We start from the raw sequence: 25,703 nt of genomic DNA, 5'->3' as shown, positions 1-25,703 counted from the left end.
TTTATACAAACTTTTTTGCTTTGGCAAGTAAAAATTTCAAAAAAGAGGCTCTGGATTTTTTCTAGAAAAAGGACTAGCCTTGCCTCGTATTTTCTATCCCGCACGCATATCTGTCGAGGCACCATGGACAAGCTCATCATCCAGGGGGGCCATGCCCTGCATGGCACCATTGACATCAGCGGCTCCAAGAATGCCGCCCTGCCCATTCTCTTTGCCGCCATCCTGCCGGAAGAGGGCGTTACCTTCCGCAATGTGCCGGACCTGCGGGACATTCACACCACGCTCAAGCTGCTGGATGTGCTGGGCTGCCAGTGCACGCATGACGATCACAGGGCAACGGTGCAGGCCGGCGCCCTGCGCCCTGAAGCGCCCTATGACCTGGTCAAGACCATGCGGGCCTCGGTGCTCTGCCTGGGGCCGCTGCTGGCCCGTATCGGCCAGGCCCGTGTGGCTCTGCCCGGCGGCTGCGCCATCGGCGCCCGCCCCGTGGACCAGCACCTCAAGGGGCTGGAACTCATGGGTGCCCGCTTTGATCTGGAAGGGGGCTATATCCTGGGGCACTGCCAGCATCTGCGGGGCGCGCACATCACCCTTGACATGCCCACCGTGGGCGGTACGGAAAATCTGCTCATGGCCGCTGTGCTGGCCCAGGGAGAAACCGTGCTGGAAAATGCGGCCAGAGAACCCGAAGTGGTGGACCTGGCCCGCTTCCTGCGGGCCTGCGGCGCCCGCATCGAGGGCGAGGGCAGCAGCACCATCCACATCCAGGGCGTGAGCGCGCTGCATGGCGCCGACTATACCATCATGGCTGACCGCATCGAAGCCGGAACCTTCATGGCCGCCGCAGGCATCACCGGTGGCGACCTGCTGCTGCGGAACTGCCCTTACGACGAGCTGGAAGCCGTCATCCTCAAATTGCAGAGCATGGGCATGCTCATCGAAAAAACCGCCGACGGCGTGCGCGCCGCCTGCCCCGGCCCGCTGCGCGGCACGGATGTAAAAACCCAGCCCTTTCCGGGCTTTCCCACGGACATGCAGGCCCAGATCATGGCCCTCATGTGTCTGGCGCAGGGCGCCAGCGTGGTGGAGGAAAGCATTTTCGAAAACCGCTTCATGCACGTGCAGGAACTGGCGCGCATGGGCGCGGACATCAAGGTTTCCGGGCATACGGCCATGGTCCGGGGCGTGGATCGCCTGACCGGGGCACCGGTCATGGCCTCTGACCTGCGGGCCAGCGCCTCCCTTGTGCTGGCCGGTCTGGCGGCCCGGGGCGAAACCCACGTCCAGCGCATCTATCACCTGGACCGCGGCTACGAACGCATCGAAAACAAGCTCAATGCCGTTGGCGCGCACATATGCCGCGTTGCCGAACAGGCCTGACCCCAAGGAGAAATTGCATGCGTCTCTTCGCCTGCCTGTTGCTTCTGCTGAGCCTCTGTTCCCTCACAGGCTGCGGCGCCGCCTATGGCCTGTATGACGACAAGCGGCTCATGGATACCATCACCGATGACAAAGGTATCGCCACGTCCATCAAGAGTGACCTCATGAGCAGCAACTTCAGCAAGGGCTGGGATACCTCGGTCTACTGCTACTACGGGCGCGTCTACCTGGTAGGCGAGATCCCCGAGCACATGCGCGACCGCGCCGTGGCCATTGCAAAGGGAACCAAGGGCGTGCGCAGCGTCACCACCCACTGGTTCAGCCCGGCCAAGAGCGATACCAGCAATGTGGTCCTGGCCACCCGTCTGCGCACGGCGCTCATCGGGGCCAAGGGGCTTAGCTCCACCCGCGTGGATACGGAGGTCAATGCCGGACGCATTGTGCTCCTGGGCGTGGTGGACAGCGCCAGAGAACGAGACATCGCCGTGGATACCGCCCGGCGGGTGGAAGGCGCCGTTTCCGTCACGAGCTATCTGATACTGCCCCCCACCAGCAGCGGCGGACAGCTTTCCCCCAAGACGGTCAAGGCCATTCCGCCCCAGAAGAAAAAGGCCACGCCCAAGGCCACACCCGACGAGACCCCGGAACTGGATACCGGCCCCTCGGACCAGAGCCGGGGCGTGGAAGAACGTCCCCTCTAATCCCGCAACCTTCCTTCGGCGGCGTCTGTCTTCGGGCAGGCGCCGCTTTCTGTTGTCCGGCCGCCGGAGACACCGGCTTTTCGCCGCCGGCGCAGGGCCTCTGCCAGACGACGCACCGCCGGCGCAGCCGCCGCCAGACCGGCATAGTTCTCGGCCCGCAGGCGCAGCACTGCCGCCACCACGTCCAGGGCCTCCTCGATGCTGTCCACCCAGGCGGTCATGGCGCCGTGCAGCATGAGGCCCGGCCCTTCCAGCGGACCGCGAATGCCCAGCAGCGGCGTGCCCACGGCGGCAGCCAGACCCACTTCCACCCCGGCATCCTGTCCTGACGCACCGTAATAAATGACCATATCCGCCGTAAGACAGGCGTCTCGGCAGAAGGCATAGACCTGTCCGCCGTTCTGGTCCGTATCCATCCAGAGGCGGCGCTGTGCCGGCGTAAGTCCGGGCGGAGGCGCAGCCTTTTCCGTCCAGTCCAGCACATGGCAGCCCAGGGCGCGCAGCTCGCGGCCCAGCAGACGGACGCCGTGCAGATGCCGGAACGAGGCACAGATGTACATACGCAGCATATCAGCTCCAGATGCCCGGCAGCGCATGGCCGCAGGCCGGGCACTGCCCTGCCGTGGTCCCCAGGCACTGAACGCGCCAGCCATCACGACGGATGCAGACCGCTCCGCAGCGCGGACACACGGTATGCCGGCTTTCGGTGTCAGGCACATTGCCCACATAGACAAAGCGCAGCCCTTCCGTAAGCCCCAGTTCCCGGCAGGATTCCAGCAGGGAAGGCGGCGTGGACGGATGCGTGCGCATGTGGTAGGCCCCGTGAAAAGCCGAGAGATGCCACGGCGTTTCCGGCCCCAGCTCCTGGCAGATGAAGCGGGCCAGCTGGCGCAGCTCGTCGCGGCTGTCATTGATGCCGGGGATGATCAGGGTGGTGATTTCCAGCCACCAGCCACAGGCCTTCATGCGGCGGAGATTGTCCAGCACAACGTGCAGCCGCCCGCCGCACCAGCGGGCATAAAAATCCTCGCTGAAGCCCTTGAGGTCCACATTGGCCGCCCGCACAAGCGGCCCCAGTGCCCGCAGGCAGTCCTGACTCATGAAGCCGTTGGTCACCAGCAGCGACGGCAGCCCCCGTTCCGCTGCCAGTGCGGCCGTGGGGCGCAGCAGCTCCAGGAAGACCGTGGGTTCGTTGTAGGTAAAGGCCACCGAGGCCGCCCCCTGCGCCACGGCCATTTCCACCAGCTGCGCAGGGCTGGCATGCTGCCCCGGCAGCTGCCCGCTGTCCGCGGGCGTGCGGGAGATGTGATGGTTCTGGCAGAAACGGCAGGAAAAGTTGCAGCCCGCGCTGCCCACCGAAAAGGTCAGACTGCCGGGCAGCACATGGTAGAGGGGTTTCTTTTCCACCGGGTCCATGGCAACGCCGGTCACCACATCTTCCACCAGGCTGATCAGCGTGCCGTTCTCATTGACGCGCACGCCGCAGCGCCCGCGCTGCCCCGCGTCAAGATGGCAGAAATGGGCGCACAGCCGACAGCGTACGGCCTGACGGGGCAGCGCTGTCCAGAAGGCAGCGGGCATGATGCTCTCCTTTCCGGCGGCAGACCGGTGCCTCCCGGCCCGGCAGTCTGCCGCGGGCAACAGATTTTCTGCCCCTAGCGCTGGGGCGGATACTGCCCCGGCTGGGGGTACTGATCCCAGGGGCTGTAGGGCGGCGCAGGCGGCCAGGAGGACGAACGCCGCCCGGTATTGCCCGGATCCGCCGGGCGCAGCGGGTCCGCCGGACGCCTGGCCCGCGGCGAAACCGGAACAAGCTGACGGGGCGGACGCATGGCCGGCGCCGGTGACGGGGCCGGACGCGCCGGCAAAAAACTGCCGGAGCCCGCAGACATGCTCCCGCCCACGGCAGCGGACAATACGGGCGGCAGATGCCCTGCCGCGGCAAAAAGCGGCACGGCAGCAGCGGTCAGCAGGACGCACAGGCCCCCGCAGAAGCAGAGTGTTCTTACGCGCATGCTTCACTCTAGCAGCGAGGCGCCGCGCGGTCCAGACATGGCCCGGCCTGTGCGTTGCTGGCGTGGTTCTGCTGCCAAAAGCCAAAAAATCCCCCATGATGGCCCTTGGGATTTCCGGAAAGATATGCTAGGTAAGGGGGCGAAGGAGGCACGTGATGAGCACAGACCGTTCCAAGGCATATACCGCTGCCGGCGTCAACATTCAGGCCGGCAATGATCTGGTAAGCCGCATCAAGCATCTTGTTTCCAGCACCCATACCAAGGGTGTCATATCCGATATCGGCGGCTTTGGCGGCCTGTTTCGTCCCGAACTGAGCGGCATGAGCGACCCCGTGCTGGTCTCCGGCACCGATGGTGTGGGCACCAAGCTCAAGCTGGCCTTTGCCTTCAACAAGCACGATACCGTGGGCATCGACCTTGTGGCCATGAGCGTCAACGACATTCTGGTACAGGGCGCCGCCCCGCTCTTCTTCCTGGACTATTTTGCCACCGGCAAGCTGGATGTGGATGTGGCCCATACCGTCATCAGCGGTGTGGCCGAGGGCTGCCGCCAGGCCGGCTGTGCCCTGCTGGGCGGAGAAACCGCCGAAATGCCCAGCATGTATGCCGATGGCGAATACGATCTGGCCGGCTTCTGCGTGGGCATTGTGGACAATGCCAAACTGGTGGACGGCTCCACCATTCGCGTGGGCGACCACCTTGTGGGCATTGCCTCCTCGGGTCTGCATTCCAACGGCTATTCGCTGGTGCGCAAGGTGCTGGAACAGAGCGGCCTTGGCGCGGATGATCCCTTCCCCGGCGCAGACGGCGCCACCGTGCGCGATGTGCTGCTGACCCCCACCGTCATCTATGTGGACACCGTGCGCCAGCTCCTGCGCGACATTGACGTGCGCGGCATGGCCCATATCACGGGCGGCGGCTTCTACGACAATATTCCGCGCGTTCTGCCCTCGCAGGTGGAGGCGCGCATCCGCTTCGGCTCCTGGGACATGCCGCCGGTATTCACCTGGCTGCATGAGGCGGGGGGACTGTCCTGGCCCGAAATTCTCCAGATATTCAATGCCGGTATCGGCTATGTGCTGATCCTGCCCCAGGATCGCGTGGAAGAAACCATCAGCCGCATCCGCGCCGGCAAGCTGGGCCTCGGCGCCTGGGACATCGGCACCATCGCCCGCCGCACCGGCGATGGCGAACAGGTCGTGGTCTCTTTCGACTAGGCCGGCACATCCTTCCCCCCGGCGGGAAGGCCACATGCGCTCACAAAGGACGCCCCTCTGCGGAAGGGCGTCCTTTGCTGTCTATGACAGCCGGGCCAGGCCCCGCCGCTCCACATGGCACCAGCCTGCCAGCGTCAGCAGCCCCACCACGCAGGCCATGCCGCCCAAGGCCCAGAAGGCATCGGGCCAGAAGGGCAGCGTGCAGAGAAACATGGATGCGCTGCCGCACAGCAGACCGCCGCTGTTGATCAGCGCCGTCATGGTGCCGGTATCCGTATCAAGCTGGTTGAGCATGAGCACCGTGGAGCGCGGACGCGTTGCCCCGGAGCAGAAGGCAATGGGCGCGCACAGGGCGGCAAAAGCCAGCGGATGCACGTGCCCAAAACAGATCAGGGCCGCTCCGGACACGGCAATGGCCCCCAGAAAACAGCAAAAAAAGCGCCTGTCCGACCACATGTGAAACCAGCGGCCGTAGCACAGCGGTCCCAGCAGGGACATGGCCGCATTGACGGCAAAAAAGCCGCTGAACTGCTGCGGCGTCAGCTGGAACACATCCTGATAGATGAGGGACGACACGGCCAGATAGCCCATGAAGGGCATGCACACGGCCGAAAAGACCAGAAGCAGCCAGCGGAAGCCCTGCTGCCCCATCACGTAGCCGATGCGTCCCAGCAGGCGGAACATGTGGCCCTCACTGCGCTGCACAATGGTTTCGCGCAGAACCAGCCCCCCCACGCCGGCCAGCAGGCCACAGCCGGCCAGGCAGAAAAAAATGCCCCGCCACGAGGTCACGGTGAGCAGCAGCCCGCCCAGCAGCGGCGCCAGCATGGGCGCCAGCGTGGTAAAGGTCTGAATGCTGGTCACCACACGAGTCATGGCACTGCCCTGCATCACGTCCTTCACAATGGCCAGCGACATGGAACTGATGCCGCCGCTGCCAATGGCCTGCACCACACGCCAGGCCAGCAGCACCTCGATGGAGCGGGCATAGGCAATACCCAGGCTGGACACCACATAGAGCGCCGACCCCAGCAGCAGCACGGGCCGCCGCCCCACCCTGTCGCTGTAAGGCCCCCAGATCAGCATGGACAGGGCAAAGGCCAGCAGAAAGCAGCTTATGGTCAGACTGGTCAGGGCATTGGTGGTTTGCAGGCTCGCTGCCATGCCGGGCAGGGCAGGAAGATACATATCCGTGGACAAGGGGGCAAAGGCGCTGATGAAGACCAGATAGGCCACCAGCAGCCGGCTGACGGGAAAAGAGGCACGCTGCGACATGAAGGCTCCGGAAAGGCCCGGCGGGTCCGGCCGGGTGTCCCCCGCCGCGCACAGCAGCGCAAGCGGTACCACCTGTTCCCGCGCCTGACGCAGAAACACAAAAGACCCGCCCAGTGGGCAAGGGAAGGGTAAGGTCGGTGCCGCCAATGGTCAAGGGGCACACGCCCCGCCGGGAAAGGCCCCTCCCGCCGGGACATGCCGGCGTGACAGGGCCCTGCCCCTGCCGCACACGGCCCGGCCTCCGCCAGCCCGCTTCACCAGGCGCGTATGCCGGGCGCGTATGCCGGCCCGTGTTGCCCGTGCGCCGGCGCCAGCGGCAAAGAAACGCGGCCCTGCCCGGCGCCGTATCCCCGGAAAAGCACACGGAAACGGAAAACACCGCGGGGGAGGAGGCTCGCCGCGCACAGGCAGCGAAGTTCCCCCTCCCCCCGGAAGCATATGTTTTTGTGGGCAGGCAGGTCTCGGCCTTTCCGCCGGATCAGCCCTGCTGACCGGCCAGACCGCCCCGCACCTGAATGGCGTGCAGCAGCGTGCCCAGCACCCCCTCGATATCCAGAGCGGACGTGTCCACGATGATGGCATCCTCCGCAGGCTTCAGGGGGGCAATGGGACGGTTGCGGTCCAGGGCATCACGCTGGCGGATCTGCTCGGTGAGGGTGGCAAGATCGGCCTGCTGCCCCCGTGCCTCCAGATCGCGCAGACGACGCAGGGCACGGACCTCGGGGGTGGCATCCAGAAAGAACTTGAAACGGGCCGTGGGAAAGACCACCGTGCCCATATCACGCCCTTCCACCACCAGCGGCCGCTGTCGGGCCAGCTCGCGCTGGGCGGCGCACAGATAGTCGCGCACCAGCGGCACGGTTCCCAGACGGGCAGCCAGCATGCCCACCTCTTCCGTGCGGATTTCACCGCGCACCGGCTGATCGTTACAGAACAGCTCGCTGAAGCCCCCGGTTCCCCGCAGGCTGAAGGTACAGGCCGCGCAGGCTGTGCGCAGGCGCTCCTCCGGCCACAGGTGCGCCCCGGCCCCCAGCCGGAGCGCCAGACAGCGGAACATGGCCCCGGTATCCAGATAGGCAATGCCCAGACTGTCGGCCATGCGGCGGGCCAGCGTGGTCTTGCCCACGCCGGCAGGGCCGTCCAGCGTTACTACAGGCAGCTGCCGGCTCATGCCTGTTTCCCCTGCAGAAAATCGCCCAGCGCCGCAAGAAAGACCGCATTTTCCTCTTCCGTCCCCACGCTGACGCGCAGATGCTGCGGCAGGTCATAGCTTTTGAGGGCGCGGATGATGATGCCGCGCCGCAGCAGAACGTCCACGCAGGCGCCGGCATCCTTGCCGCCGGGCAGCTGAAACATAAGGAAATTGGCCGCACTGGGCCATACCGTGCAGCCCAGTTCCTCCATCCCCTGACGCAGCTGCACGCGCCCCAGGCGGGTCACCCGCAGGGTTTCCTCGTGAAAAACCGTGTCTTCCAGCGCCGCCAGGGCCGCCTCCTCTGCCAGGATATTCACGGAAAACGGCAGCCGTGCTCTCCAGCAGTATCCGGCCAGCGCTTCAGGCAGGACGGCATAGCCCACGCGCATGCCGGCCAGCCCCCAGACCTTGGAAAAGGTGCGCACCACCGCCACATTGTCCGGCAGACAGCCCCCGGCCAGCAGCGAATACTGCGCTTCGGCCGCATCATCGTCCCCCACAAAGTCCATGTAGGCTTCGTCCACCACCAGCAGACAGTCCGGCGCCGTCTTGGCCAGGTGGGCGGCCAGGGCTTCCACCTCGGCCCGCGGCGGACAGTAGCCCGACGGATTGTCCGGCGTGGTCACAAAGACCAGACGGGTGCTTTCATCCACCAGCCCGGCCAGAGCCGCATAGTCATGGCTGAAGTCCTGACGCAGGGGCTGACGGCGCACCTCCACGCCGCAGACCTGTCCCTGAATGGGATAGATGCTGAAACAGGGCGCAAAGCAGACCATGGAATGCCTGCCGGGCGTCAGCAGCAGGCGGATGAGCAGGTCCAGGATTTCATCGGACCCATTGCCCACCACCACACGCGCTTCCGACACACCGTGACGCCGGGCCAGCGCCTTCACCAGACGGGGATTGCCCCCCTGGGGATAGCGAAAAGCCGTGGCGGCGGCATCCCGCAGGGCCTGCTGTGCCAGCGGGGGCGTGCCCAGGGGATTTTCGTTGCTGGCCAGCTTGATGACCTGGGAAAGACCGTATTTTTCCTGAATTTCAGCAATGGAAAGGCCCGGAACATAGGCCTTGAGGCCCCGAATGGCCTCACGCACGGGGGAAGCGTACATCTTGACTCCTGGGCAATGCCCGTAAAAAGAAGGGTGCGGTCCCGGAAGGAACCGCACCCCTGAAATGGCAACCATTTTCGCCACATCTGCCGACGGCGCAGACCGTCACGCTGCCGAAACGCGCGGTTTCCGGCCATGATCCGGCAGACTGTCAGGACAGGCGGAACAGGCCGCATGCCCCGGCACAGGCTGCTTAGTCTTCGTCATCGTCCGTGGGACGAATGGTCAGCACCGGCATGGTGGCATTCTTGACCACCTTTTCCGCCACAGAACCAAAGAGGATGCGGTCAATGCCCTTGCGGCCATGCGTACCCATGACAATGAGATCCACCTTTTCCTCTTCGGCACGGCTGAGGATTTCCTCGGCCGCATAGCCGATGAGCACATAGCCCTTGGCATCCATGCCGGCAAAGTTTTCCGCCACAAAGGCTTCCATGGACTTTTCCGCGCCGGAAACGATCTCGCCCACAAAATTCTCAATGGTGTTCGGCGGCACGTGGAAGCCCACGTACTGGCTCAGCGAGGGGGCCGCATACACAACGATGATGCTGGCGCCCATGCCCTTGGCAAGCATGGCGGCATATTCGGCCACGGACTTGCTGTGATCGGAGAGGTCGACTGCGCAAAGAATCTTCTTGATTTCCTTCATCATGAAAGCTCCAGGCCATGTCCGGCTGAGGTTGGCGCTGCCGCCTCCGCGCCGGAGCCGGAAGCCGCAGCTTGTCTCTGCAAACAGGATACGGGCTTTTCACCACTTAGACAAGCTCTTTCCGGCCTGCCCCGCTGCCGCCGGAATCCCGGCCCGGCACGCGGCAGCCGTGCTGCCCGCAAAAAAAAAGGCGCGGTCCCGCAGGACCGCACCTTGCAAAACGCTGTTAGTCGTCCGAGGGACGAATGGTCAGCACCGGCATGTCGGCATTCTTGACCACCTTTGCGGCCACGGAACCAAAGAGCACACGATCCACACCCTTACGGCTGAAGGCACCCATGACAATGAGATCCACCTTTTCCGTATTGGCACAGCGAAGAATCTCGTCAGCCGCATTGCCGCTGAGCACATAGCTCTTCACATCCATGCCGGCAAAGTTTTCTGCCACAAAGGTCGCCAGGCTTTCTTCCGCGCCGGCAGCCACCGCCGCCGCAAACTTTTCCACCGCAATGGGGGACACTTCAAAGTACACGTCCGCGCTGGGCGACGGGGCCACGGAAAGGACGACGATGCTGGCGCTCATGCCCTTGGCGAGCATGGCGGCATATTCGGCCACTGCCTTGCTATGAGCGGAAAGGTCGACTGCACAAAGAATCTTCTTGATTTCCTTCATGGGGGCACTCCCTGGTCATGTTCCGGCAGGGTGACAACTGCCGTATCCGCGCCGGTTCAGATACCGCAGCCTGATTTCCAGAACGTATGCCTGTATCCGAGACCCCGGATACAGCGGGGGAACTTCAACGAATGAGGTAATGTTCACAACATGCCCAATGCGCCCATGGCGCAGCCGGCACTGCCGGACCAGCAGGCTGATATGCCTTGCATGTCTTCCTGTTCACATTACGAACTTTTAAATGACTAGACAAGGATTTTTCTTGCCTGTCTGCCCGTATCCGGGCATTTTTTCGGTATCACACCGGAACGATAGCCTTTTTTGTGAAAAAATATTCAAACGCCGCCCCTTCCCTTTCGGAAGAGGCGGCGTTTTTCAGCACGAGCAGAACCAGAAGCAGCGTGCATTCACAACAGGACGCAACAGCTGCTCGCCGCGATGCACGGCATATTTCTCAGGGCGCAGTATCCGAAATGACGCGAGCGCCACGCATCATCGGGCGCACAGCCCTGTTTTCCGGCAGCGACGCCATGCGGAAAAGGCCGGCGTGCCGCAGGCAGCATAACCACCCTGCCCTAGACCTCCCACGAGGCGCGGTCCTTGCGGGCACGCAGCAGACCGTCCAGGATGCTCCACGGATGGGGAGGACAGCCGGGAATATAGACATCCACGGGCAAAAGGCCCTCAAGCCCGTTGCAGCATTCCTGACTGTCCCGGAAAACCCCGCCGGAAATGGGGCAGCTGCCCACGGCAATGACCAGGCGCGGCTCCGGCATGGCATGATAGGTGGCCAGCACGGCCTCGCGCATATTGAGGCTTATGGGACCGGTGACCACGATGCTGTCGGCATGCCGCGGCGAAGCCACAATGTCGATGCCGAACTTGCCCAGGTCATACACCAGCGTTCCCAGCACATTGATATCCGCTTCGCAGGCATTGCAGCCGGCAGCGCTGACCTGACGCAGCTTGAGCGAACGGCCGAACAGCTTGCCGGACTGCCGGGGGGGCGTCAGGGGACGCGGCGTCCGGGTCAGGATCAGATCCTCCCGGGCAAAGACCGCCACATGGTGGTCTCCGGTAAAGCGTATGCCCCCCTGTGGGCAGGCCCTGGCGCAGGCGCCGCAAAACAGGCAGCGCCCCATGTCCAGGGCCGGGCCGCGGCTTTCCCCGCCCGGGCCGGGCTGCTCCGGCGAAAGCATGCGCAGCGCGCCGGACGGACACACATCCACGCAGGCATGACAATCCCCGCACTCAACGGGCAGCACCTCGGGGCGGCCCAGATAGCGCGCCGGCAGCGTGGGCTGAACATACGGATAATCCAGGGTACGGTATTTCTGATGCAGGCGTTCCTTGATGATATGCAGCATGATGGCCTCTCCTAAAGGTCATGCCCGCAATAGGACAGGTTGAAGCTCTTGTTGCACAGCGGGAAGTCGGAAACCTGCTGTCCGCGCAGGGCCACTTCCAGGCCCGGCCAGTTGTGGAAGGACGGATCGTAAATCTTGTAGCAGGCCAGCCGGCCGTCTTCTCCCGTGATGGCCACATGGCACAGCTCGCCGCGCCAGCCTTCCACCTGCGCCACGGCCAGACGCCGGGGGGGCAGTGTCCGGGGCATGGCGGCGCGAATGGCGCCTTCGGCACCGGAAAGGGCCTTGAGGTCAGCGCTGACCAGCGTCACGGAATCGGCCAGCTCGCGACTGCGCACCCGGGTCCTGGCGGCCACGTCGCCCGTGCTTTCCATGCGTATGGTGGTATCGCACAGCGGCAGGCAGGACAGCGGCGCCTCAAAGCGGGCATCCCTGGCCAGACCGCAGGCGCGGGCAGGCACCCCCACCATCCCCAGTTCCGTGGCCTGCACGGCCGTCAGGGGGCCGGTGCGCTCGATACGTTCCAGCACACTGGGCGAAGCCAGCATGATGTCCACCGCCCCGTGCACATCGCGCCAGTACAGTTGCAGGCGCTGATAGATGTCCTCGCACATGGCATGGTCCAGATCGGGCAGCACGCCGCCGGGGCATATCCAGTCCCGCCCAAAGCGGTTGCCGCAGACCTCGGCCGTCAGATTGAGAAAATCGCCACGAATGCGGCCATTCCAGGCCGAGGTGGGCAAAAAGCCCGTATCCCCGGAGATGGCCCCCAGGTCCCCGGTATGGTTGGCCAGGCGTTCCAGCTCCAGCCCCAGACGCCGCAGGCGATTGGCCCGCTCGGGGATGGAAACCCCGGCCAGACGTTCCAGCGCCGTGGCATAGGCCGTGGCATGGCCGATGCTGGTATCCCCGGCCACACATTCCATCATGCGCGCCGTGCGCGGATACGGTCCGCCCATGAGCAGGCGCTCCACATCCCGGTGCTGAAAGCCCAGGCTGATTTCCAGGTGCATGACATTTTCGCCGTAGCACTGAAAGCGGAAATGCCCCGGCTCGATGACGCCGGCATGGACCGGCCCCACGGCCACCTCATGCACCTCGTCCCCGTGGACCTGATAGTTTTCCTGACAGGCCGGACCGGGCCGTTCCCCGTGCAGACCGGCAAGCACGCCGTGCGGCACAAAGCGCAGGGGTTTGCACCAGGGATGCCCCTCCGGCACGATATCCCACTGTTCGAACAGCTCGCGCTCAAAGCGCTGGGCCTGCGGGCAGTCGGGCGTCAGCGCAGCGTAGGACGTGAGGGGCTGGGTCCGAGCCGCCCAGATCACCTTTTCATCCGTATGCCAGAGCAGCGCACACAGGCCGGCATCCCGGGCGGATGCCGTGGCGGAAAAGACCCGCTCCGGCAGGCCGAACAGCGCCAGCAGGCGCCAGCCGTCAGCCACCCGGTCAAGGATGCCGCGACGCAGCGCGGGGGCATCCAGCACATCCACTTCTTTCAAATCAATGGATTTCTCATACGTGAACTGCATGCCTAGCCTCCGATGAGCGCTGCTGCGCGGGTGAGGAGATTTTCCAGCCACGCCGGCGTATAGATACCCAGCCCCAGCACCAGCAGGCCCAGGCAGAAGGGCGGCAGCACGCTGAGCATGCTCTCCCGCCGGGTCTTCTTCACGGCATCGGGCGGCGTGCCCTGCACCATGTGCAGCACGGGAACGGACATGCCCACAAAGATGATGCCCAGAGCCAGCAGATAGCAGCAGGCCACCAGCCAGCGCCCCTGACTGAGAATGCCCTTGAGAATAAGAAACTCGCTCACAAAGAGGCCGAACGGCGGCGATCCCACAATGGCCAGAAAGCCGGCCGTCCAGAGGGCGCCGGTTATGGGCATGGTCCAGCGCATGCCATGCACGTCATAACAGGCCAGGGTGCGGTAGCGCGTCAGGATATTGCCGGCCAGCAGAAAGAGCATGCACTTGGTCAGCGAATGCCCCACGGCATGGAACATGGCGCCGAAAACGGCAGAGCCGCCCAGGCCGATGCCCAGGGAAAGAATGCCCATGTGCTCCACACTGGAATACGCCAGCAGGCGCTTGTAATTGCCCTGCCCCACAATGAAGATGGCTGCCGTGAACAGGGAAACCAGCCCGAAGAAGATCATGAGGCCGCCGCTGAAATCCCCCAGGCCGGCCGCCAGCATGATCTGATGACCGCGCAGAATGCCCAGCAGCGCACAGTTGAGCAGCGCGCCGGACAAGAGCGCCGACACCAGGGACGGGGCCTGGCTGTGGGCATCGGGCAGCCAGTTGTGCAGGGGGGCCAGGCCCATCTTGGTGCCGTAGCCCACCAGCAGAAAGATGAAGGCAGCCTTGAGCCAGGGGGACTGCATGTCGTCCAGCCCGCTTTCCACCACGGCGCGGGCAATGGCGGAAAACTGGCTGACCTGGTCAAAGCTCTCTTCTCCCACGGGGCCGCCGCCGGGATTGTGAAAGGCGATGGAAATGAGCAGATTGCCCAGCAGGGCCAGGGCAATGCCCACGGAACAGATGATGAGGTATTTCCACGTGGCTTCCAGCGATTCGTGGTGCCGGTGAAAATAGATGAGCGGCGCACTGGCAAGAGTCGTGCATTCAATGCCCATCCACAGCGCCCCCATGTGGCGGGTGGTGGTCACCAGGGTCATGGCCGCCAGAAAGAAGCAGAGGCAGGCCGTGAAGCGGCGCTCCGGGGCATTGGTGAAGGTCTTGCCGTCCTGGAGACAGACGCGCCGCTCCTTGAGGCTTTCGGCATGCAGATAGCCCACGCCGTACACGCTTGCCGCCAGAAAGAGGGTGCTGGCCAGCGTCAGAAAGAGCATGCTGAGGGCATCAGGCGCCATGAGGCCAGCCAGGGCTTCGGGCGTCTGACCATTGCCCACCGCATGCAGGGTAAGAAGGGTGAGAAGGAAATGCGCCACGGCCGTCACCAGCAGCAGGCCGCGCCACAACAGGGGCGTTGGCAGGACGAAACTCAGCAGTCCTGCGCAGAGAGGGATGAAAAACAGTGCTTCGAGCATGTCACAATATCCGTGCGGCCGGGGCCTAGTCTCTGAGGTTATGGAAGCGGTTCACGTCGATGGATTCAAAGGTATTGTTGATGTGGTTGATGACGATGCCCATGACGAAAACCGCCACAAAGATGTCCAGCAGCAGGGTCATTTCAAACCAGATGGCGCTGCTGGTCATGAGGGGCATGCTCAGAAGAAAGATGCCGTTTTCCGCCACCAGATAGCCGATGACCTGCGACAGCGCGGTCACGCGGCTGACCACCATGATGAGGCCGCAGAACAGCGTGGTCAGCCCCACGGGCAGCAGCAGCGGCGGGAAGAATCCCCGCGGCAGCAGGGGCAGGCTTGCCTCCAGCCAAAGGGAAAAGACCAGCCCCGCCATGCCCAGCAGCGTGGCCCAGACACAGCCGAAGCGCTGCGTCAGGCGCGGATCGGCCCCAATGCGGCGCCGGGTGCGGTCCAGCAGGATGGGCAGGATAAAGCCCTTGATGGCCAGCACGGCCAGGGCCAGCGCAGCATGCCCCTGGGCCAGCAGCAGGCCGCTCAGCAAAAAGCCCTGCAAGGTGACCATGCGGATAAGCCCCCGGAAATAGGGCACGCCCATGAGGGCCAGGTCATTGAGGGCCAGACCAAAGATCAGTATCTGAAAGAGTGTGGACACGTGGGCCTCCCTAGCGAATCTGGGTCAGGATGAGAGCAAGGGCCGCCAGCGCGCCCGCACTGCCCAGAAACTTGGGCACGGACCACATGCGCAGGCGCGCCATCACCGATTCCACCACGCCCACCACCACGGCCACGGCCAGAATGACCAGCAGCCAGCAGAGACCCTGCAGCCAGAGGGGTAGATCAGGCACGATGATGCCTGCCAGCAAGGCCGCAAAAAACCACATCTTCAGCGCGGAGCCATAGAGCACAAAGGCCAGATTGGGACCGGAATGGTCCAGAATCATGACCTCGTGGATCATGGTCAGCTCCAGGTGGGTATCGGGATCGTCCACGGGAATGCGGCAGTTTTCCACCAGCAGCAGCGCAAAGAAGACCACCGGAACCAGCAGCAGCTCGGCGCGCCCCAGCAGCCATTCCGTGCCGGGACGCCCGCCCAGCATGCGCGACAGGGAAAGGTAGTCGTCCAGTCCCATGCGGACGCCCACACAGGCCAGCGTCAGCAGGCAGAGAAAGAGCACCGGCTCGGCCAGGGCCGAAAAGGCGGCTTCGCGGCTGGCGCCCATGCCCTCGAACGAGGACCCCGTATCCAGCGCGGACAGGATGAGGGCAAAGCGCCCCATGCCCAGCAGATAGGCAGCCAGCAGGAAATCACCGGTAAAGTGCAGGGGCGAGACCGCGCCCCCCAGCGGCAGCAGGGCCAGCGCACAGAAGGTGGTGGCCACGGTAACCGCCGGCCCGAGGCTCAGCACGCCGGAGGTGGTCGTGCTGATCACCTCACCCTTGCGCAGCAACTTGAAGATATCATAGTACAGCTGAAGCACAGGCTTGCCGTGACGGCCGGAATACTTGGCCTTGATGCGGTTGATGATGCCGGGCAGCAGCGGCGCCAGCACCAGGGCCAGCACAAGATGCAGAAGATAGGCCAGGAGCGGACTCATGCGTGCAACCCCCAGATCAGCAGCGCCACCAGTGTGACGAGAATGTAGAGAATATACAGGTAAATCCTGCCGTGCTGCATGATTTTCAACGCATTGCAGACATGGGCAATACCCGCGAACAGCGGCGTGTACAGCAGGGTGCGCAGACGGTCCGGCGCCGAAATGGACAGCATGGCCCGGCCGGGGAAATAGCCGTGCCCCAGCTTTTCCTGCACCTTCAGACCCATGGGCGAGGCAAAGATGCTGCTCAGAGGTTCGGCAAAGGACGCGCTGGTATACTGGATGCGTGCCGTTCCGAACTGATAGCCGCATCCCCAGGTTTCACGCCGCGCCACGCTGCGCCCGGCCAGCAGCCGGCGCCGCAGACACAGCAGGGCCACCACCAGAACAATGCAGCCCATCCCCACCAGCGCCACGGTATCCAGCATGCGCCCCACTTCCTGCACGGCACTGGCGCCGAAGCGTTCGGACAGGGGCGGCAGATGCGCGGCCAGCTGTGCCGTGGGGGCCACCAGCTCAAAGCAGCGCCCGGCCATGAGGCCCATGATCACGCAGGCCGCGGCCGGTACGGCAAGGGGCCATACCGTGCGCCAGGACGAGGGATGAATATGTATGGCCTCCGGGGTGCGGGCCTGTCCCAGAAAGGTGATGCCGTATGCCTTGGAAAAGGTGGCCGCCGCCAGGCCGCTGACCAGTCCCAGAATGACCAGCGAAAACAGCAGCCCCAGCTGCAATTCCACGGAATAGAGCTTGACCCCGTCCAGCAGGGAAAGCGCCAGCACGAATTCGCCGGCAAAACCGTTGAAAGGCGGCAGGCAGGCAATGGCTGCCGCCCCCAGCAGAAAGGCCCCACCCACCAGGGGCATGCGCTTCTGCAGACCGCCCAGACGGCTCATGATCACCGTGCCGGTGGCCTGCTGCACCTCGCCGGCGCACAGGAACAGCAGCCCCTTGAAACAGGAATGGTTGAGCATGTGAAAGAGCGCTCCGGCAAAGCCCAGCGTGGCAAGCCACGGGTAGTCGCTGGCGGCCCCCAGCATGCCGGCCCCTATGCCGATGAGCATGATGCCCACATTTTCCACGCTGGAATAGGCCAGCAGCCGCTTGAGATTGCTCTGGGCCTGGGCCTTGAGAATGCCGATGAGCGCCGACCCCAGGCCCACCACCAGAATGCTCCAGCCCCACCACAGGGGGGCATCGGCCGGCTGTCCCAGAAAGTCAAAGCCGCGCAGAATGCCGTACAGGCCCATATTGATCATGGCACCGGACTGAAGAGCAGCCACATGGGTGGGGGCGGCGGGGTAGGCTTCGGGAATCCAGACGTGCATGGGCGCCAGGCCCGACTTGGCCCCGAAACCCAGCAGCCCCAGCAGGAAGAGCGCCTGGGTGAATTCCGTATGCTTCTGGGCGGAAAGCACGCTGAAATCCGTGCTGCCGCCCACCTGCCAGAGCAGGGCAAAATAGGCAATGAGCAGCACGGCGCCCAGATGCGCCGCCACCAGATAGACCCACGCGGCATCGCGCACCTTGCGCTCGCCATGGTTGAAATCAATGAGAAAGAAGGGAGCCAGCGACATCACTTCCCACGAAATGAGGAAGAATACGGCGTCGCGTGCCGCCAGCACCAGGGCCATGCCCAGAACCAGCAGCACATAGAACAGCCAGTGCGCCGCCAGATTGTGCGCCTTGTGCGGCATGTCGCGCAGCAGCAGTCCCCCGTGCAGGGCACAGATGGCCCCCAGCCCGAAGACCGGCAGAAGAAAGAGTCTCGTCAGCGGGTCCAGCCCCAGGGACAGTTCGCCCACGGGCAGCCACCACGGACGCACCAGGCGCACCACCTGATCCCACGGTCCGCTGAATATGCCTGCCAGCCCCAGCCCGCAGGCCACCACCACCACGCAAGGCCCCACCGCATTGACCAGTGCCGTCAGGCCCCGCGTAGGTCGCAGGCAGGCCAGCAGCGCCAGCAATACGGCGACCCCGCCCAGCAGACAGAGCGCCACTACAAATAAGGTCATGAAAAGCTCCCTTCGCGGAAAACACAAAAGGCCCCACGGGCCTTCCTCACCGCCGCCAACCGGCTTTCTGCTCCGGAAACCGCGTTTTCCGGCAGCATGCGGCTCCGGGACAACCTTTCCCGGAGGTTGCAGATATGGTTGAGGCAGGCCCAGAGGCCTGCCTGCATGTACAATCGCCCTAGGCCAGTCCGGCCTTCAGCTGCGCGTCGAAATACGCAATGGTTTTTTTGAGGCCGTCCTCCAGTCGCACCACGGGTTCCCAGCCGATGACCTCGCGCGCCAGGGAAATATCGGGGCGGCGCTGCCTGGGGTCATCGCCGGGCAGCGGCTCATGGACAATCCTGGATGCGCTGCCCGTCAGCTCCACCACCTTCTGCGCCAGTTCCAGAATGGTGAACTCCCCGGGATTGCCCATGTTCATGGGGCCGGTGAAGGTATCGGGCGTTGCCATGAAGCGGCACATACATTCAATGAGGTCATCCACATAGCAGAAGGAGCGGGTCTGACTGCCGTCGCCGTAGATGGTGATGTCCTGCCCCTTGAGGGCCTGGATGATGAAATTGGAGACCACGCGGCCGTCATTGGGATGCATCTTGGGACCGTAGGTATTGAAGATGCGGCCCACCTTGATGGGCAGATTGCCCTGCCGGCGGTAGGCAAAGAACAGGGCCTCGGCGCAGCGCTTGCCCTCGTCATAGCAGGAGCGGATGCCGTTGGGATTCACATGGCCCCAGTAGGATTCGGGCTGCGGATGCACATCGGGATCGCCATAGACCTCGCTGGTGGACGCCTGAAAAATGCGCGCATGCAGGCGCTTGGCCAGCCCCAGCATGTTGATGGCCCCGTGCACGCAGGTCTTGATGGTCTGCACCGGATCGTGCTGATAGTGCACCGGCGAGGCCGGGCAGGCCAGGTTATAGATTTCGTCCACTTCCACATACAGCGGAAACGTCACATCATGCCGCATCAGCTCGAAGCGGTGATTGTCCATCAGCTCTTCCACATTGGAACGTGCGCTGGAAAAGAAATTGTCCACGCACAGCACCTCGTGCCCCTCGTTCAGCAGACGGGCACACAGATGCGAACCAAGGAAGCCGGAACCTCCGGTAACCAGCACACGTTTACGCAGATGCATAGTCTTGCTCCTTAAAAAGTCCAAACGGCGCCGTTACCATACGCCCAAAATCCGCATCATGCAATGCCCATGGACCATGATTCCCCGCTGCTTTCCCTGCCGTATCTTGTCACCGGGGCCGCGTCCTGCTACCACAGGCCTGCGACAAGGCGGAACATCATGAGCCACAAGAAAACCATTCGTATCGATCCCCTTACCCAGGCCCTGCCCCCCGTGGGTGTGGACAGCCACGCCCATCTGCACAGCGAAGACTTTGATGCCGACCGCGAAGACGTGCTGGCACGCGCCGCAGCCTGCGGTATTGCCCGCATCGGCAATATCTTTCTGGACCCGCTGGACTTTGACACGCGCAAGCACCTTTTTGACGCGCACCCCGAAGTCTTCTTTGTACTGGGCATCCATCCCTGCGACGGCCAGACCTGCACCCCCCAGGCCCTGAACGCCATGCGCGCCGCCTTTGCCAGCGAACCGCGCCTGCGGGCACTGGGAGAAATCGGCCTGGATTTCTTCTGGGACGACTGCCCCCGTGAACTGCAATACCTGGCCTTTCAGCAGCAGCTGGACCTGGCCCGCGAGCTGGAACAGCCTGTGGTCATCCACTGCCGGCAGGCTGAAGCCGAAACCCTGACCCTGCTGGAAGCGCGCGGCTTCATGGGCTATCCCCTGCTCTGGCACTGTTTCGGCGGGGATGCCGCCCTGGCCCGGCGCATCATCCGCAACGGCTGGCACATTTCCATCCCCGGCCCGGTGAGCTATCCGGCCAATACGGCACTGCGCGAGGCCCTGACCGTCATTCCCGATGACCGTCTGCTGCTGGAAACCGACTGCCCCTACCTTTCGCCCCTGCCCTGGCGGGGCAAGCGCAATGAACCGGCGTTCACGGTCTTTACCGTGCGCCACATGGCCCAGGCGCGGGGCATGCAGCCCGAAGCCCTCTGGCAGCTCTGCGGCGACAATGCCCGCCGCTTCTTCGGCCTGGACACCGCCCGCGAAAGGCCGCAGGACTGACCGGCGTTCCCGGCCGCCCTCCCCGCCTGTGCCCCCGGCAAGCGCATCCCTGGAAACGCCCAGGCAGCGCGCCCGGCCCTAGCGCAGCAGGCGGCCCAGCTCGCTGAAGCGCACCCAGTGTTCGGCCCGGCGCAGCAGGTCCCAAAAGTCCGGTCCCACCGCAAGGGCAAAGAGGCCCACCATGCCCGCCAGAAAGACGTATTCCCCCAGGCTGCCCGTGGAACAGAGCTTGAGCGAGAACTTGTGCTGCCGGCTGAAGGGCTGAAGCGGCACGCCTGACGGCGTCAGCATGTCCAGCAGCACATGGCTCAGCCCGCCAAAGCCCAGCCCCAGGGCCACGGCCCGCCAGTGCGGCGGCACAGGCAGCAGACTGGCCCCCAGAAACAGGGCCAGCCACCAGCCGAACCAGTGGGTGGTGCCCCGGTGCAGACGATTGAAGGCGCGCTGGGGGTTACGGGAAAGGCGGGCGGCCCGCTGATCCAGCATATCCGGCAGCACGGCCCCCAGACAGGCGGCCAGTATCCCTTCCAGAGGCAGATGCAGCAGCAGGGCCGTGCCCACGGCTGCCGTCTGATGTGTCATCCATTTCATAATTGTCCTTTGATCCTTCCCGCCCGCAGCCGGAACCGGCACGGGCTGCACAAAAAAGGGGAGGCCCTGCCACGGGTCTCCCCTCACCATATGCGTCATGCGCCCGCCCCCTTTCCGGCATCGTGCCCGGCAAGCACCTGCGGCCCGGGGCGGAGGCGCGCCCAGGTATGCCGGTCCCTAGCCGCAGCGGGAAAAGCCGCAGGCAGGGCAGATAAGGCAGCCTTCCTGAAAGACCAGCACGGCATGACATTCGGGGCAGTGCTGTTCCTCGATATCGGTCACCCCGGAACCAAGATGCTCTCCCTGAAGGTAGCGACGCTCCAGCACCCAGGCAATGGCATCGGGAATGGACAGCAGCAGGCCCTTGCCGCGAAACACGGGATGTTCGCCGCCAATGCCCTTGATCTGGGCCACGATGTCGCGCACTTCCACGCCGGAGCGCAGGGCCAGCGACACCAGGCGGCCGATGGCTTCGGCCTTGGCCGTGATGGAACGGCCGGACTTGCCGATGGTGGCAAAGACCTCAAAGGGCTTGCCGTCCACTTCATTGACCGTAAGATACATGGCCCCCAGCCCTGTCTGCACCTTCTGGGTAAAGCCGTTCACAATGTCGGGGCGCTTGCGCACGGCCGCTACGGGGGCCGGCTGTGCCGCACCGTCCAGCTTGCGCTGCCCTTCGCCCGTGGCCAGCACCTGCGAGGCCTTGCAGCCGTCACGATAGACCGTGACCCCCTTGCAGCCTTCGCGATAGGCCAGCCAGTAAATATCGTGAATGTCCTGTTCCGTGGCATTGGCCGGCAGGTTCACCGTCTTGGACACGGCATTGTCCGTGTGCCGCTGAAAGGCCGCCTGCATGCGCAGATGCCAGACCGGCGCAATATCCATGGCCGTGACGAAAACCCGGCGCATGTCCTCCGGCAGGAAATCCATTTCCTGGATGGACCCCTTTTCCGCCACGTAGTGCGTGAGTTCCTCGCTGTCCAGACCGGCCCGGATCACGGCTTCCTCAAAGTGGGAATTGACTTCCACCAGCTTCTCGCCATCAAGGATATTGCGCGTGAAGCAGAGGGCAAAAAGCGGCTCCACCCCGGAGGAACAGCCGGCAATGAGCGACAGCGTGCCCGTGGGAGCAATGGTGGTTACCGTGGCATTGCGGTAGGGACCCTCGTGGCGCTGCGCAAAGACGGACGTGCCGTAGGCGGGAAAGGCGCCGCGCGTCCGGGCCAGTTCGGCAGAAGCGGCATGGCCCTCCGCATTGACAAAGGCCATGATCCGTTCGGCCAGGGCTATGCCCTGTTCCGAATCATAGGCAATGCCCAGCTGGAAGAGCAGGTCCGCAAAGCCCATGACCCCCAGCCCGATCTTGCGATTCCGGTGCACGGTCTCCGTGATGCGCTCCAGCGGGAAGCGCGAAACATCGATGACATTGTCCAGAAAGTGCACGGCCAGGTGTGCCACGCGGCGCAGCTCTTCCCAGTCAATGCCCTCATCGGCGGGATTCGCGTCCTCGTTATGCCCCGGCCGGTAGAAATTGGACAGATTGATGGAGCCAAGATTGCAGGCCTCAAAGGGCAGCAGGGGCTGTTCGCCGCAGGGATTGGTGGATTCGATCTCTCCCTGGTCAGGCGTGGGATTGTCCCGGTTGATGCGATCCAGGAAGATGATGCCGGGATCGCCGGACTGCCAGGCCTTCTTGACCAGCAGGTCAAAGATTTCCCGGGCGCGCATGGTCCTCACCACCTCGCCGGTATGCGGGGCACGCAGCGCGTATGTTTCGTCCTTTTCCACGGCCTGCATGAAATCTTCCGTCAGCCCCACGGAAAGATTGAAGTTATTGAACTCCCCGTCCTTTTCCTTGGCCCGGATGAAATCCACGATGTCGGGATGGTCCACACGCAGGATGCCCATATTGGCCCCCCGCCGCGTGCCGCCCTGCTTGATCTGTTCCGTGGCCGTATTGAAAATGCGCAGGAAGGACACCGGGCCGGAGGCCACCCCCCCCGTGGACCCCACACGGCTGGCCTTGGGCCGCAGGCGCGAAAAGGAAAAGCCCGTGCCTCCGCCGGACTTGTGGATCATGGCCGCGTACTTGACGGCATCGAAAATCTCCTCGATGGAATCCCCCACGGGCAGCACAAAGCAGGCCGAAAGCTGCCCCAGCTCCGTGCCCGCGTTCATGAGCGTGGGCGAATTGGGCAGAAAGGTCCACGAGGTCATGACATCATAGAACTGCCTGGCCAGCCGGGCCTGTTCCTCCGGGGACGCGCCATAGGCGGCGTCTCCGGCGGCAATGCTTGCCGCCACACGCCAGAAAAGGTCTCGGGGTTCTTCGCAGGTTTGGCCGTAGTCATCCTTGCGCAGATAGCGCTTGTCAAGCACCACCTGAATATTGGGCTTGAGCTGCGGATGCGGCAGGTCTGAAGGCATAGCAATCATCATAACATTCCCGGCAATTCCAGGTTAAGGATCAAAAAAAAGCGACCGCAGAGGCGGCCACGGGAGGAAACATTCCATCCCGCACTGTATACGTCATGACAGCCCGCTTGAAAAGCCCGCCGGCGCCGTCACTGCCGCCGGCAGAAGGCCGTCCCCCCGTGTTTCCCGCAGCAGACCGGGCGGCTCAGGAACGTCCGCCCCGCCTGACCGCCGGTCGTCCCGTGACAGGCGCGCGACGTTTTTCGGGCCTGTCTCCGCGGGCAGGCCGTTCCTGCGGCCTGCCGCCGTCTGCGGCCTCCCGGCCGGCAGAGGAAGCCCCATGGCCGCCGTGCCGCATGGCCCGCGGCTCGCTGTGTTCCGGCCTGCGCTGTTCCGTCCCGCGGCGTTCCGGGACAACGGACCGCTCCCCAGCGGCCGGTTCCCGCACGGGCATGTCCTTGCCCAGCAGCAGCGCACCGCTGCGCCGGTCAAAAAGCGGGCGTTGCGGCACCACGGCTTCCAGCAGCCCCCCGGAGGTCAGGGCATCGGCCTGCGCCAGCAGGGCCAGGCCCCCTACCCCGCAGGCATAGCGCGCCCGGCCGGGCAGGCCCGGCACCGCAAAGGGCGCGGAGAGCACCCGCAGCATGACACGGGGCAGCCCCCCCTGCCGTTCGCTGTCCAGAGTATCCTGCAAGGTTTCCGCCCCCGGCGACAACAGCAGGGGCGCCAGACTCAGGCTGGCCTTTTCCAGACCGGCCGCGCCGGCCAGCTGCGTCAGCCATGACGGCGCGCCGCTGCAATCAAAGGTAAAGTGGCACCAGCCCCGCCCGCTGCGTCCCCGCTCCAGCGGGCAGTCCGCCCCATGCGTGCAGGGCGCCAGAGGCACCAGCCCCCGGTCCAGCGCAGCAGAGCGCAGACGCATGACCGTGGCCCCGCCCAAACGGGTTCCCGGCTCCACCACCAGCAGGGAGGGCGGCAGCGTATCCCCGGCGCCCACCTCGAAAATATCCTCGAACAGGTCCATGAGGCTTTCCAGACGCTGGGCCATGAGGCTGTCCGCCCGCGACGACAGGCCGTCATCCCGGGCGCCGCCGGCCTCGTCCGGCAGATCGTATTCCTCAAGGTCATCATCCGCCGCATGCCGGCGTCCTGCCCGGCCGGATGCCCCGCCCGACAGCAGCTCATTGAGCACATTGGCCGCCGAGACCAGCCAGAGGGCACTGCCCCGGCAGCCGTCATCCCCTGTTCCGTGCCCCTGCCGGCCGCCCCGCAGGCGGGCCAGCTGACGGGCCGCCTGCCCCAGCGGGGCACGCACGGTGCGCACCGTCCAGACAGGCTCATGCAGCAGATCGCCCAGGGCCTGGAACAGGGCGCGCCCCAGCTCCAGCGGCTGCGGCGAATTGTCCAGCGCCACCACCTCCAGGGGCACGGTGCGCCATTCCGGCCGGGCCAGCCAGAGGGCCAGCGGCAGACTCAGCGGGCCGGACCCCAGGTCCAGCAGCACGGGCCGCTGCCCCTGTTCCACCCAGGTCCGGGGATCGGGCAGGGGCATGGCCGCCAGTAGGCGCATCTGCCGCAGCACGTTCCACGGCAAAAAATAGTACAGATAGGCGCTGGTCAGGGCCGGCGATGCCCAGTAGGGCTGATGCAGGCCAGCCCGCTCCACGGTGAGCAGGCGGGACAGCCGGGCCACGTCCTCGGGAAGGCTGCGGGCATGCACGGCGCCCAGCGGGCGCACCCTGGCCAGCGCGGCCCCCAGCTGGTCCAGCTCCGCCGCCATGCGCCGGTTCGGCAGCGGCAGCAGCAAGTCCTGCTCCCGCCACGGGGAAAATGCCGGCTGACGGGGCTGGCCCCTGTCCGCAGGGTGCGCATCCCGTGGCGCTGTCCGCTGCGCATTGTCCGGCCGCGCCTCCTTCCGGGCATGGGACCGGGCGTCCTTCCAGGCATCGGACTGGGCATCCTTCGGGGCATCGGGCCGGCGTCTGTCCCGTGCGTTGTACAGGCCGTGATCCGCCTCCGCATGCGGCCGTGCGCCATGCAGTGCCGGTCCGTCCTTCCGGCGGGCGGCCCTGTTCCGCTGCCCGGTGTGGGGCACATCGCCGGCAGCGGACAGCCGCGATGCCGGCACCGGGCCGTTTTGCGCCGGCGGCCGCTGCGGCGGAACCTCGTCGACAAGCAGCAGATCATCCGTGAGCAGGGGGCTGTCCTCGTCCTGCCAGGGCGCAGCGGCGGCTTCCCGCCTGCGGGAGGAACGACGGCCTGCCGGCCTGCGGGAAGCAGGGCGGCCCGAAAAATGCGACGACAT

At 64.7% G+C, this 25,703-nt stretch carries 22 protein-coding genes; 4 read left to right on the top strand and 18 right to left on the bottom strand.

What is annotated here, in order from left to right; translation table 11 throughout:
- The first annotated feature begins 123 nt into the window (after positions 1-123).
- Complete coding sequence (gene murA, locus Q0J57_RS06800) at positions 124-1,380, top strand: UDP-N-acetylglucosamine 1-carboxyvinyltransferase (protein WP_297218577.1); 1,257 nt, start codon at positions 124-126, stop codon at positions 1,378-1,380.
- Between the two features lie 17 nt (positions 1,381-1,397).
- Positions 1,398-2,081, top strand: a complete 684-nt coding sequence (locus Q0J57_RS06795) for a BON domain-containing protein (RefSeq protein WP_297218575.1) — start codon at positions 1,398-1,400, stop codon at positions 2,079-2,081.
- Here Q0J57_RS06795 and Q0J57_RS06790 read toward each other — a convergent pair.
- From Q0J57_RS06790 to Q0J57_RS06780, 3 genes are all read right to left on the bottom strand, one after another.
- Positions 2,078-2,650, bottom strand: coding sequence for a translation initiation factor 2 (locus tag Q0J57_RS06790; RefSeq protein WP_297218573.1), 573 nt, complete (start codon positions 2,648-2,650; stop codon positions 2,078-2,080). The two genes, Q0J57_RS06795 and Q0J57_RS06790, sit on opposite strands and share 4 nt — an antisense overlap.
- A 1-nt stretch (position 2,651) precedes the next feature.
- Positions 2,652-3,662 carry an AmmeMemoRadiSam system radical SAM enzyme gene (amrS, locus tag Q0J57_RS06785; RefSeq protein WP_297218571.1) on the bottom strand — a complete coding sequence of 337 codons (1,011 nt, stop codon included), beginning with the start codon at positions 3,660-3,662 and terminating at the stop codon, positions 2,652-2,654.
- 74 nt (positions 3,663-3,736) lie between these two features.
- A complete protein-coding gene (locus Q0J57_RS06780) occupies positions 3,737-3,913 on the bottom strand; it encodes a hypothetical protein (RefSeq protein WP_297218569.1) in 177 nt (58 codons plus the stop codon).
- Between the two features lie 338 nt (positions 3,914-4,251).
- On the opposite strand from Q0J57_RS06780, the gene purM reads away from it, so the two are divergent.
- Entirely contained in the window at positions 4,252-5,313 is a 1,062-nt protein-coding gene (gene purM, locus Q0J57_RS06775; RefSeq protein ID WP_297218567.1) for a phosphoribosylformylglycinamidine cyclo-ligase, read from the top strand.
- A gap of 81 nt (positions 5,314-5,394) precedes the next feature.
- On the opposite strand, the gene Q0J57_RS06770 is transcribed toward purM, so the two are convergent.
- The 12 genes from Q0J57_RS06770 to Q0J57_RS06715 form a co-directional block, all read right to left on the bottom strand.
- Positions 5,395-6,588 carry an MFS transporter gene (locus tag Q0J57_RS06770; RefSeq protein WP_297218565.1) on the bottom strand — a complete coding sequence of 398 codons (1,194 nt, stop codon included), beginning with the start codon at positions 6,586-6,588 and terminating at the stop codon, positions 5,395-5,397.
- Between the two features lie 478 nt (positions 6,589-7,066).
- Complete coding sequence (gene cmk / locus Q0J57_RS06765; protein WP_297218563.1) at positions 7,067-7,759, bottom strand: (d)CMP kinase; 693 nt, start codon at positions 7,757-7,759, stop codon at positions 7,067-7,069.
- Positions 7,756-8,892: a histidinol-phosphate transaminase gene (hisC, locus tag Q0J57_RS06760; protein ID WP_297218561.1), complete on the bottom strand. Its 1,137-nt coding sequence runs from the start codon at positions 8,890-8,892 to the stop codon at positions 7,756-7,758. The genes cmk and hisC overlap by 4 nt, the downstream gene beginning before the upstream one ends.
- Positions 8,893-9,085: 193 nt before the next feature.
- Entirely contained in the window at positions 9,086-9,541 is a 456-nt protein-coding gene (locus Q0J57_RS06755) for a universal stress protein (RefSeq protein ID WP_297218776.1), read from the bottom strand.
- Between the two features lie 226 nt (positions 9,542-9,767).
- Positions 9,768-10,214 carry a universal stress protein gene (locus Q0J57_RS06750; protein WP_297218559.1) on the bottom strand — a complete coding sequence of 149 codons (447 nt, stop codon included), beginning with the start codon at positions 10,212-10,214 and terminating at the stop codon, positions 9,768-9,770.
- Between the two features lie 575 nt (positions 10,215-10,789).
- Positions 10,790-11,581: a 4Fe-4S dicluster domain-containing protein gene (locus Q0J57_RS06745; protein ID WP_297218557.1), complete on the bottom strand. Its 792-nt coding sequence runs from the start codon at positions 11,579-11,581 to the stop codon at positions 10,790-10,792.
- Positions 11,582-11,592: 11 nt separating this feature from the next.
- On the bottom strand, positions 11,593-13,113 hold the full coding sequence (locus Q0J57_RS06740) for a hydrogenase (protein WP_297218555.1): 1,521 nt from the start codon (positions 13,111-13,113) through the stop codon (positions 11,593-11,595).
- Between the two features lie 2 nt (positions 13,114-13,115).
- Positions 13,116-14,636 carry a proton-conducting transporter membrane subunit gene (locus tag Q0J57_RS06735; RefSeq protein WP_297218553.1) on the bottom strand — a complete coding sequence of 507 codons (1,521 nt, stop codon included), beginning with the start codon at positions 14,634-14,636 and terminating at the stop codon, positions 13,116-13,118.
- Between the two features lie 25 nt (positions 14,637-14,661).
- Positions 14,662-15,288 carry a hydrogenase-4 component E gene (locus tag Q0J57_RS06730; RefSeq protein ID WP_297218551.1) on the bottom strand — a complete coding sequence of 209 codons (627 nt, stop codon included), beginning with the start codon at positions 15,286-15,288 and terminating at the stop codon, positions 14,662-14,664.
- Positions 15,289-15,298: 10 nt separating this feature from the next.
- Entirely contained in the window at positions 15,299-16,231 is a 933-nt protein-coding gene (locus Q0J57_RS06725) for an NADH-quinone oxidoreductase subunit H (protein WP_297218549.1), read from the bottom strand.
- Complete coding sequence (locus Q0J57_RS06720) at positions 16,228-18,249, bottom strand: proton-conducting transporter membrane subunit (protein ID WP_297218547.1); 2,022 nt, start codon at positions 18,247-18,249, stop codon at positions 16,228-16,230. The genes Q0J57_RS06725 and Q0J57_RS06720 overlap by 4 nt, the downstream gene beginning before the upstream one ends.
- Before the next feature lie 178 nt (positions 18,250-18,427).
- Positions 18,428-19,384 carry a UDP-glucuronic acid decarboxylase family protein gene (locus Q0J57_RS06715; protein WP_297218545.1) on the bottom strand — a complete coding sequence of 319 codons (957 nt, stop codon included), beginning with the start codon at positions 19,382-19,384 and terminating at the stop codon, positions 18,428-18,430.
- A 159-nt stretch (positions 19,385-19,543) separates the two neighbouring features.
- Between Q0J57_RS06715 and Q0J57_RS06710 the strand changes: the two genes are divergently transcribed.
- The gene (locus Q0J57_RS06710; RefSeq protein WP_297218543.1) at positions 19,544-20,392 is read left to right on the top strand and encodes a TatD family hydrolase; all 849 of its coding nucleotides are present in this window, start codon (positions 19,544-19,546) and stop codon (positions 20,390-20,392) included.
- Positions 20,393-20,470: 78 nt separating this feature from the next.
- Here the strand turns inward: Q0J57_RS06710 and Q0J57_RS06705 are convergent, their stop codons facing one another.
- The 3 genes from Q0J57_RS06705 to Q0J57_RS06695 form a co-directional block, all read right to left on the bottom strand.
- Positions 20,471-20,983, bottom strand: coding sequence for a metal-dependent hydrolase (locus Q0J57_RS06705; protein WP_297218541.1), 513 nt, complete (start codon positions 20,981-20,983; stop codon positions 20,471-20,473).
- A gap of 177 nt (positions 20,984-21,160) precedes the next feature.
- Entirely contained in the window at positions 21,161-23,419 is a 2,259-nt protein-coding gene (locus tag Q0J57_RS06700; protein WP_297218774.1) for a vitamin B12-dependent ribonucleotide reductase, read from the bottom strand.
- A 184-nt stretch (positions 23,420-23,603) separates the two neighbouring features.
- Positions 23,604-25,703 (bottom strand): small ribosomal subunit Rsm22 family protein, encoded by a 2,100-nt coding sequence (locus Q0J57_RS06695; RefSeq protein ID WP_297218539.1) that lies wholly within the window; start codon positions 25,701-25,703, stop codon positions 23,604-23,606.

Source organism: uncultured Desulfovibrio sp. (assembly GCF_944324505.1).
In the GTDB taxonomy this organism is placed as follows: Bacteria; Desulfobacterota; Desulfovibrionia; order Desulfovibrionales; family Desulfovibrionaceae; genus Desulfovibrio.
The sequence above is the reverse complement of the archived record's forward strand: the minus strand, read 5'-3'. Positions and strand labels throughout refer to the sequence as shown.